This is a genomic window from Nocardia asteroides (genome assembly GCF_900637185.1).
Classification (GTDB): Bacteria; Actinomycetota; Actinomycetes; order Mycobacteriales; family Mycobacteriaceae; genus Nocardia; species Nocardia asteroides.
Map to the genome: position 1 here is coordinate 5,532,529 of NZ_LR134352.1, position 9,460 is coordinate 5,541,988.

Genomic DNA, 9,460 nt, shown 5'->3' on the forward strand with positions numbered 1-9,460 from the left:
GGGTCCGACAGGTGCGGCGGGCTCAGGTGGAGACCCGCACGACCCCGGCGGTATCGATCTCGGTGCGCCGGTCCCCCAGCGGCCCGGCGGCCAGCACCGTCGCCACCCACCTTCGCCCGATCGGCAGCACCCGCACGGTGACGGTGCCCGCGTCGGCGGTGTCGAGTTCGGCGACGGCGGCGTCGATCACGTTGGCGCGCACCCAGGTCGGGACGCCACGGAAGCCGCCGTCGTCGAGCAGGGTCACCTCGACGCCGCGGCCGCGCGCGCCCCGGGCGGCGGCGCTGAGCCGTTCGGTGACCAGTTCGGGGGCGCGCAGGCCGTCGCGCAGTTCGGCTTCGAGCAACCGGCACTGTTCGCGTTCGGCCGCGGTGAGCCGGGCGCCCTCGGCGATCCGGGCCAGGATCGGGCGGGCGACCTGGTCGAGCCGGGCCAGCTGCCGGTCGCGTTCGGCGCTGGCGGCCGAGAGCGCGGCCTCGGTGGCGGCGCGCCGGTTGGCCTGGCCGCGCAGTTCGCGCAGCGAGCGCTGGGTGGGCCGCACGATGGCCATGAACACCGTCACCACGCCGACGGTGGCCACCGGGGTCAGCGCCCGCACCACCGTCTCCGGATGCCAGGTGGTGAACACCCCCATCGTGATCAGCACCGTCGCGGCGGCGGCCACCCCGAGCCAGGCCGACAGGATCCGCCCGCGCAGCACCAGCATGGCCAGCAGATAGGAGGTGGGGTAGGCGGTCCACAGCTGATGCGAGAACCCGACCGGGTTCTGCACCCACGGCACCGTCAGCGCCATCGCCACCGGCCCGGCGCAGGCGACGTAGGCGGTGGCGGGCCAGGGCAGCGGGTCCACCGGGAACACCAGCACCACCAGCGCGGCCACGGCCATCAGCACCAGCGCGCAGGCGGCCGGGATCGGCGGCACGATGTCGAAGTTCACCCGCAGGTACATCACGATGGTGGCCTCGAAGATCACCACGAACAGCCACGCCATGCCGTCGCTGAGGCCGAACAGATCGCGAATGCCGAAGGGCAGGTCCCGCTCAGCCATCGCTGCCCCACACCAGGGTCACCACGGTGCCCGCGCCGGGCGCGGACTCGACGAACGCGGCCCCACCGGCGAGGGTGCGCATCCGGCCCAGGATGCTGCCCGCGATGCCCATCCGATCGGCGGGTACCCGGGCGGGGTCGAAGCCGGCGCCGTCGTCGGTGAGCGCCACCCTGATCCCGCCGGTGGCCACGGTGATCGATACCTCGCGCCGGACCCGCCGGCCGGCCACGTCGGCGTGGCGCAGGCTGTTGCGCACGGCTTCGCTCAGCGCCGCGCCCAGGACCTGGGCGGCTTCCAGCGGCAGGCACAGGTCCGCACCGCGCCGGAAGTCCTGCACGTGCACGTCGGGGTCGACCTCGCGCACGGCGGCACGCAGGAACTCCACGGCAGCGGCCGCGTCGAGATGGTCGAGTTCGGGCGCGCTGCGGGCCTGGTCGAGCTGGTCGAGGGTGCGCGCGGCCTGGGAACGCAGCACCGCGGACGACTCCCCCGCCCGCGAGGCCTCGAGCAGGGTGGACAGCACCGCGTCGTGGATGAGCGCGGCGAAGCGGGCACCCTCGCGTTCCCTGGCCGCCGTCGCCGCGACCGTCGCGGCGCGCGAACGCTGCCGGACCGCTTCCCGGTCGACACGCTCGGCCGCGGTGCGCGCGTACACCACGCACCACAGGAACAGCGCCGCCACCCCGAGCGCCCTGGTGATGTCGCCGAACAGCGCCCAGGCCGAACTGTCCGGCACCACAGCGGCATTGGAGGCACTGGTCGCCACCGCGAGCACCGCGGCGAACCCGGCCGCCAGCCGGCCCGACCAGGCCAGCCCGCCGGCCATCACCCCGAGCACCAGCCCGCGATAGGGCCAGGACGCGAAGGACCCGATCGAGACCACCGAGTACACCAGCGGCGTCGTCACCGTCGCCGCGAAGTAGCAGATCGCCGCCGCGCCGGCGACCCGGCGGATCGCGGCGACCGGTCCGCGCGCCGACACCATCGCCAGCGGCAGGAACAGCGCGTACGCCGCGATCAGGTGGACTTCGGGCCAGATCGACCGGTTGACCGGCTGGATCAGCACCGCGGGCAGTTCCAGCGTCATCACGATCACCGCGCCGACGCCGATGACCACACCGAGCCTGCGCAGGATCTGATCGGTCGCCGCCCGGGACAGCTCGGTGTCCGCGGCGGCGGGTGCGGTCGCAGGCCGGACCGCGGTGGCGGTCATGTGCGCTGCTGCCGTTCCGGCACGGGCAGCCAGCCGTCCTCGACGGCCCGTTTGTACAGGTCGGTCTTGGTGGGGGCGGGCCTGCCCGCGTCGGCGTATTTCTGCCGGATGCGGCCGAGGTAGTCGTTGACGGTCTGCTCGGACAGCCCGGTCAGCCGGGCCACCCGCGACGCCTTCTCCCCCGAGGCGTACAGCATGAGCACTTCTTCCTGGCGCGGGCTCAGGCCCACGTCGGACAGCTGCGGGTCACCGTCGATGGCCGCGGCCCAGTCGGTGGTGACGACCTGTTCGCCCGAGGCCGCCGCGCGCACGGCCGCGACCACGGTGGCCACGCTCTCGGACTTGCGCAGCACGCCCAGCACCCCGGCTTTGGCGGCGGAGCGCACCAGGAAGGCGTTGTCGGCGCCGGTGAACACCAGCACCTCGATGCCGCGTTCGCGCAGCGCGGTCACATTGTCCTCGGGGCTGGAGCCGTCGGGTAGGCGCAGGTCGAGCACCACCAGGTCCAGCGCGTCGTCGGCGGCGAGCAGGCCGGCCACGGTGTCGGCGGTGGCGACCAGGTCGAGGTCCGGCTCGGGGCCGAGCATGGCCGCGAGGCCGATCGCCACGGACTCGTGGTCCTCGACCAGCCCGATCCGCCGCACCACCGGAGTCTGTTCCAACTCGCTCACCCGACACTCCCCATCCTCGACACACCACTGCGCGGCCGACCCGCGACCCGTCGGAGTCGAGTTCTACCGCATCGCGCGCCCGGATGTCAGCCCACCAGAATTCGGGGCCGGACCATCGCCGCCGTCGTGGCGGCGACGCGACCAGCCGTATTCCGGTGCGCGGCGGCTCATTCCATCAGCTGGGCCGCGACGGTCGCGCCGAGATTCCAGCACGCCTCGAGGTCGGCTTTGGACGGCGGGCCCGACACCACCACGTGGTCGGTGGCCTGCACCCAGCCGAGGCCGGTCGTGATCGCGGCGACGCCACGCTCCGCGCCCTCGGTGCCCTCGTTGCCGTGCACGTACAGGCCGAACGGGCGACCGCGGGTGGAATCCAGGCACGGGTAGTAGACGGTGTCGAAGGCGTGCTTGAGCGCGCCGCTCATGTAGCCGAGGTTGGCGGGGGTGCCCAGCAAATAGCCGTCGGCTTCGAGCACGTCGACGGCGGTGACCGCCAGCGCGGCCCGGCGGATCACCTCCACGCCCTCGATCTCGGGGTCGGTGGCGCCGGACACGACCGCTTCGAACATCGCCTGCGTGTGAGGCGAGGGAGTGTGGTGGATCAGCAGCAACCGGGCCACGGGGTCAGGCCTGCCGTTCCAGCTTTTCCAGGGCCACCGCGCGGCGCATGGTCTCGCGGGCGCGGCTGCGGTCACCGGCGTAGTCGTAGGCGCGGGCCAGCCGGTAGGAGGACCGCCAGTTGTCCGGGTCGGCTTCCCATTCGGTCTTGATCTGCTCGAACAGCGCGTCGGCCGCGGGGCGTTCGATCCGGCCGGAGGGGCGGCGGGGCAGCTGCGAGGTGTCGATCTCGAGGCCCTCCTCGTCGATCCGCCGGGCCAGGTGCTGGTGGTCGAGGGCAGCGCGCAGCGTCGTCCACACGATCCACACGCCGACGATCGGCAGCAGCAGCATGCCGATGCCGATCACGATGCCCGCCGGCTCACCGTCGGCGATGTACCCGACGGCCAGCCCGCCGAGCCGGACGAAGTAGTAGACCAGCGCCAGCACCATGAACGCCACCAGCGCGACGATGCTCGCGACCCGACGGTCGAAGCGCGGCCCGGCGGGTCCGGGTGTGCTCACAGGTCCAGGAAGGGGTCGAGCCCGACGGTCAGGCCGGGCCGGCCGGCGATCTCGCGGACCCCGAGCAGCACGCCCGGCGCGAAGGAGTTGCGGTCGATCGAGTCGTGCCGGATGGTCAGCGTCTCGCCCTGGGTGCCGAACAGCACCTCCTGGTGCGCGACCAGCCCGGCCAGGCGCACCGAGTGCACCCGTACCCCGTCGACGTCGGCGCCGCGGGCGCCCTCGAGTTCGGTGGTGGTGGCGTCGGGGCTGAGCCCCACCCCGGCCTCGGCGCGGGCGGCGGCGATCAGCGCGGCGGTGCGGTAGGCGGTGCCCGACGGCGCATCGGCCTTGTTCGGGTGATGCAGCTCGATGACCTCGACCGACTCGAAGAACCGGGCCGCCTGCTCGGCGAAGCGCATCGACAGCACGGCGCCGATGGCGAAGTTCGGCGCGATCAACACCCCCACCTCGGGACGCTGGGCCAGCCAGGACCGCACCTCGGCCAGGCGGGCCTCGTCGAAGCCGGTGGTGCCGACGACGGCGTGGATGCCGTTCTCGACCAGGAACTTCAGGTTCGGCATCACCACGTCGGGATGGGTGAAGTCGACGACCACCTGGGTGCCGGCGGCGGTGAACGTCTCCAGCGCGTCGCCCTTGTCGACCTGGGCGACCAGTTCCAGATCGGCCGCCGCCTCCACGGCCGCGCAGATCGCCTGTCCGACCTTGCCGTGTGCTCCGAGCACTCCGACCCGAATGGTCACCCGCTTCTCCTCGCCTCGTTCTCGCTTGTCCGCAAGCCTATCGAGCAGCGGCGGGTGACCCGGCGCCGACCTCAGTCGAACACGATCACCTGGCGCAGTGCCGCGCCCGCGGCCAGCTCGTCCATCGCCTCATTGACCTGGTCGAGCCCGATCCGGGCCGAGACCAGCCGTTCCAGCGGCAGGGTGCCCGCGCGCCAGCGGCGCACGTATTCGGGGATGTCGCGCTCGGGCACGGCCGAGCCGAGATAGCTGCCGACGATCGTGCGGCCCTGCGCCACCAGGGCCAGCGGCGAGATCGTGGCGGTGGCGTCGGGAGCGGGCAGGCCGACCGTCACGGTGACGCCACCGGGCGCGGTGGCGACCACCGCGGTCTCGAAGGCGCGGACGTTGCCCGCGGCCTCGATCACCACCTCGGCCTGCACACCCTGCTCGGCGATCTCGGCGGGGGTGAACGCGGCGGTCGCCCCGAATTGCCGTGCCAGCGCCAGCTTTTCGCCGACGGTGTCGACCGCGATCACCTCGCCGAGTCCCAGCGAGACCGCGACGAGCACCGCCGCCATCCCCACCCCGCCGAGCCCGACCACCATGATCCGGTCGCCCTTGCCCGGCGCGGCCGCGTTGAGCAGCGCGCCACCGCCGGTGAGGACCGCGCAGCCCAGCACCGCGGCCACCTCCGGCGGCACGTCGTCGTCGACGGGGACCACCGAGCGCCGGTCGACCACGGCGTGGGTGGCGAACCCGGACACCCCGAGGTGATGGTGCACCTCGGCACCGTCGCGACGCAGCCTGCGGCCGCCGCCGAGCAGCTCACCGGCGTTGTTGGCGACGCTGCCCGGCGTACACGGGGTGCGGCCGTTGCTCGCGCAGCCCGCGCAGTCGCCGCAGCGCGGCAGGAACGTCATCACCACGCGCTGGCCGGGCGTCACATCGGTGACGCCGTCGCCGACGGCCTCGATCCGGCCCGCCGCCTCGTGGCCCAGCAGCATCGGGACCGGGCGCACCCGGTTGCCGTCGACGACCGACAGATCCGAATGACACAGTCCCGCAGCCTCGATGTGGACCAGCAGTTCGCCGGGTCCCGGCGCGGCCAGGTCGAGTTCACAGACGGTGATCGGCCGCGACGCGGCGAACGGCGCGGGCGCGGCGATGCGCTCCAGGACGGCTCCACGAATCCTCATGCGCGCGACGCTACCCCGCGCGAGGCGTTGCACGATCGCGGATCGTGGAGCTAATCTCGATCCCGGTGACGGTGCTCCTGTCGGCCGCCTTGTACCGAGCCCAGGGTCGGCGCCGTCACGAACAAGGAGAAATCCACTGTCAGTGCAGTTCAATCACACCATTGTCGGATGTCACGATAATCGGGAAACCGCCGAATTCTGGGCGGATCTCCTCGGATTGGACGTAGGAAAAGAGTGGGGCCCGTTCATTCCGGTCCCCGTCGCCAACGGCGTCACCTTCGATTTCGCGAAGGTCCCCCCGCACGTTTCCGACATTCAGCCGCAGCATTACGCCTTCCTCGTCACCGAGGAGGAGTTCGACGCGGCCTACGCCAAGATCCAGCGCTACGGCATGAAGCACTGGGCCGATCCGATGCAACACGGGGTCGACGAGATCAACCACAACGACGGTGGCCGCGGGGTCTATTTCCTCGACCCCAACGGCCACTTCATGGAACTGATCACCGTGCCCTACGGCGGGTGGCCCGCCTAGTCACCGTGCCGCTGCTCGGGTTCCACGGAGCCCGAGCAGTGCGGCGAACACGCAGGCCACCGCGACGATGACGATGAACCACGGGAACACCGACGCGATCCCCCAGGTGGTGGCGGCCCAGCCCGCGGCCAGGGTGGGCAGGGCCATCGCGGAGTAGGCCAGCAGGTAGTAGGCCGACATGGTCTCGCCGCGCCGGTGCGGGGGCACCACCTCCGACAGGTGCCGCAGCGACCCGCCGAAGCCGAGGCCGAAGGTCGCGCCGAGCACCAGCCCGGCCAGGATGACCACGGCGGGCTGCGCGGTCGCCAGCGCGGGGATGGTCGCCAGCAGCGCGGCCGCCATACCGAGGTCACCGATGACGGCGGCCCGGCGCGCGGGAATCCGCGAGGCGAACAGCTGCGCCAGCGCCGCGGCCAGCGCGGTGCTCGCGACGACGACGCCGCCGAACACCAGGTTGTGCACGCCGGTCTCGGCCGCGGCCAGCGACGGATACAGCGACAGCAGCACACCCAGCACCGACCAGGCCGCCATCACCCCGATCGCGGAGAACCAGAAGTCGGCCCTGATCTCCTGCGGCACCGCCGGTTTCGCGATGGTGATGCGGGTCTTCACCCGGGCCGTGTGCGGTTCGGTGAGCGCGAGGATGCCCGCGCCGGCGGCCAGGCAGACCACCGCGATGACCAGGTACGGGGTGCGCAGCGGCGACGGCGCGTACTGCGCGAGCACCGCGGTCCCGAGCACCGCGACGGCGATGCCGACATTGAACGCCACGCCACTGAGCTGGCCCGAGCGCGCGCCGTGCGTGGGCCGCAGGTCCAGCAGGGCCGCGGCACCCGCCACGACGGTGGCGCCGACGGCGGCGCCGTGCAGGGCTCTGGCCAGCAGCAGCATCGGCACCGAGTCGGCGAGCAGGAACATCACCAGGCCGAGGATCATGGTCGCGAACGCCGCCACCATCACCGGCTTGCGGCCGACGACATCGGAGATCCGGCCGGAGACCAGCACCGCGCCCAGCGCGGCCACCGCGTACACGGCAAACACCATGGTGGTGGTGAGCGGCGAGAAGTGCCATTCGGTCTGGTAGATGCCGTAGAGCGGCGCGGGTGCGCCGGAGACGCCGAGCGCGACGCCGGTCGCCGCGAGCACCAGGCCGTAGGCCCAGCGCTTTCCCGCCTCGACCGGAGCCAGAGTTGTCGCCGCCATCGCAGCCCCCATCAGCAGAGTTTGATCACCATCGAACGCACTCGACCCTACGCCGAGTATGATGAGTATCAAACCCCCGAGTGAGGTAGATCATGACAGAGGCTAAAGATCTCCCCCCTGCACCGGTCCTGCCGGTGGCCGGGCTCCCCGCTGTCCTGAGCGCCTTGCACGATCCGGTCCGTCTGGAGATGGTCCGCCGCATGGCCAATGCGGGCGGGCCGGTTCGCTGTGCGGCGCTCTACGACGCGATCAACAAATCGACCGCGACCCACCACTTCAAGATCCTGCGCGAAGCGGGCCTGATCGAGCGGATGACCATCGATGGCCAGACCTACCAGCGGCTGCGCGCCGAGGCCGTGGAGGACGCGGTGCCCGGCCTGCTGCCCGCCGTCGTGGCCGCGGCCAACCGCGCGGACGGCTAACCCTCGACGAGGGTGCGCACCGAGGCGGGCAGGTCGCGGGTGCGCCGGTACGGCCCGGCGACCGCGGCGCCGAAGGGCCGGGCCAGCAGGGTGCGGGCGATGGCGCTGACCTCGTCGGTGGTGACGGCGTCGATGCGAGCCAGGGTGGCCGAGACGCTGCGATGGTTGCCGTAGCTGAGTTCGCTGCGCCCGATGCGGTTCATCCGCGAGGCCGAGTCCTCGAGTCCGAGCACCAGGCCACCGCGCAACGAGCCCTTGGCGCGGGCGCATTCGGCGTCGGTGACCCCGTTGGCGGCCACGTCCGCGAGCACGTCGCGCGCCAATGAGGTGACCTGGGCGAGGTTCTCGGGCTGGCAGCCCAGGTACACCGAGAACGCGCCGGTGTCGGCGAAGGTGTCCACGCTCGAGTACACCGAGTACGCCAGGCCGCGCTCCTCCCGGATGCGCTGGAACAGACGCGAACTCAGCCCGCCGCCGATGATCGTGTTGAGCACCGACAGCGGCCAGCGCTGCTGGCCCTCGTGCCTGCCGAAGGCGCGCACCCCGAACACCAGGTGGGTCTGTTCGCTGTCGCGGTTGACCCGCACCAGCCCGGGCGCGGTCGACGCGCGGAAGGTGCCCTCGCGGCGCGGCGCCGGGACGGCGGCGGCATCGAGACGGTCGGCGAAGGCGCGATGCACCAGTTCGACGGTGCGCTCGTGGTCGACATTGCCCGCCACCGCGACGACCATCCGGTCGGGCCGGTAGCGGCGGTGGTGGAAGCCGCGCAGCTGGGTGGCGCGCATGCCCTCGATGGATTCGACGGTGCCGATGACCGGCCGCCCGATCGGGTGGTCGCCGAACAGCGCGGTGAGGAAGGAATCGGCAACCAGGTCCTCGGGGTCGTCGTCGCGCATGGCGATCTCCTCGAGCACCACCTGGCGTTCGACGTCCACGTCGACGGCCCGGCACAGCCCGTTGAGCACCACGTCGGAGACCAGTTCCACGGCCAGCGGCAGGTCCTCGTCGATGACGTGGGCGTAGTAGCAGGTCTGTTCCTTGGCGGTGAACGCGTTGAGTTCGCCGCCGACGGCGTCCATGGTCTGGGCGATGTCGAGCGCGGTGCGGCTCGAGGTGGCCTTGAACAGCAGGTGTTCGAGGAAGTGCGCCGCGCCGGCCACGGTGCGGCCCTCGTCGCGCGAGCCGACGCCGACCCACACGCCGATGGACGCCGAACGCACACCGGGGACGTGTTCGGTCACCACGCGCAACCCGCCGGGGAGCACGGTGCGCCGCACTCCCCCGGTGGTGGCGATGTCGTCGGCGGCTTCGAAAGCGGACTCGGTCAA

General features: G+C 72.1%; 11 protein-coding genes. 2 read left to right on the forward strand and 9 right to left on the reverse strand.

All coding sequences use genetic code 11. The features are described from left to right. Positions 1 to 22 precede the first annotated feature (22 nt). The 7 genes from EL493_RS25895 to EL493_RS25925 form a co-directional block, all read right to left on the reverse strand. On the reverse strand, positions 23 to 1,048 hold the full coding sequence (locus tag EL493_RS25895; protein ID WP_019048076.1) for a hypothetical protein: 1,026 nt from the start codon (positions 1,046 to 1,048) through the stop codon (positions 23 to 25). After that, on the reverse strand, positions 1,041 to 2,261 hold the full coding sequence (locus EL493_RS25900) for a sensor histidine kinase (RefSeq protein ID WP_019048077.1): 1,221 nt from the start codon (positions 2,259 to 2,261) through the stop codon (positions 1,041 to 1,043). Before EL493_RS25900 ends, EL493_RS25895 begins: the two co-directional genes overlap by 8 nt. After that, complete coding sequence (locus EL493_RS25905) at positions 2,258 to 2,932, reverse strand: DNA-binding response regulator (protein ID WP_019048078.1); 675 nt, start codon at positions 2,930 to 2,932, stop codon at positions 2,258 to 2,260. Before EL493_RS25905 ends, EL493_RS25900 begins: the two co-directional genes overlap by 4 nt. A 167-nt stretch (positions 2,933 to 3,099) precedes the next feature. Next, positions 3,100 to 3,552, reverse strand: a complete 453-nt coding sequence (locus EL493_RS25910) for a flavodoxin family protein (protein WP_019048079.1) — start codon at positions 3,550 to 3,552, stop codon at positions 3,100 to 3,102. 4 nt (positions 3,553 to 3,556) lie between these two features. Then, positions 3,557 to 4,054, reverse strand: a complete 498-nt coding sequence (locus EL493_RS25915; protein WP_019048080.1) for a hypothetical protein — start codon at positions 4,052 to 4,054, stop codon at positions 3,557 to 3,559. Beyond that, on the reverse strand, positions 4,051 to 4,797 hold the full coding sequence (dapB, locus tag EL493_RS25920) for a 4-hydroxy-tetrahydrodipicolinate reductase (protein WP_022565632.1): 747 nt from the start codon (positions 4,795 to 4,797) through the stop codon (positions 4,051 to 4,053). The genes EL493_RS25915 and dapB overlap by 4 nt, the downstream gene beginning before the upstream one ends. 71 nt (positions 4,798 to 4,868) lie before the next feature. Continuing rightward, positions 4,869 to 5,975 (reverse strand): alcohol dehydrogenase catalytic domain-containing protein, encoded by a 1,107-nt coding sequence (locus tag EL493_RS25925; protein ID WP_019048082.1) that lies wholly within the window; start codon positions 5,973 to 5,975, stop codon positions 4,869 to 4,871. 136 nt (positions 5,976 to 6,111) lie between these two features. Here EL493_RS25925 and EL493_RS25930 point away from each other — a divergent pair, with 136 nt between their 5' ends. Further along, entirely contained in the window at positions 6,112 to 6,507 is a 396-nt protein-coding gene (locus tag EL493_RS25930) for a VOC family protein (RefSeq protein WP_030202855.1), read from the forward strand. Here the strand turns inward: EL493_RS25930 and EL493_RS25935 are convergent, their stop codons facing one another. Beyond that, a complete protein-coding gene (locus EL493_RS25935; RefSeq protein ID WP_019048084.1) occupies positions 6,508 to 7,710 on the reverse strand; it encodes an MFS transporter in 1,203 nt (400 codons plus the stop codon). A 92-nt stretch (positions 7,711 to 7,802) separates the two neighbouring features. On the opposite strand from EL493_RS25935, the gene EL493_RS25940 reads away from it, so the two are divergent. Continuing rightward, positions 7,803 to 8,132 (forward strand): ArsR/SmtB family transcription factor, encoded by a 330-nt coding sequence (locus EL493_RS25940; protein ID WP_022565631.1) that lies wholly within the window; start codon positions 7,803 to 7,805, stop codon positions 8,130 to 8,132. Here EL493_RS25940 and EL493_RS25945 read toward each other — a convergent pair. Next, positions 8,129 to 9,460: a M16 family metallopeptidase gene (locus EL493_RS25945; protein ID WP_019048086.1), complete on the reverse strand. Its 1,332-nt coding sequence runs from the start codon at positions 9,458 to 9,460 to the stop codon at positions 8,129 to 8,131. The two genes, EL493_RS25940 and EL493_RS25945, sit on opposite strands and share 4 nt — an antisense overlap.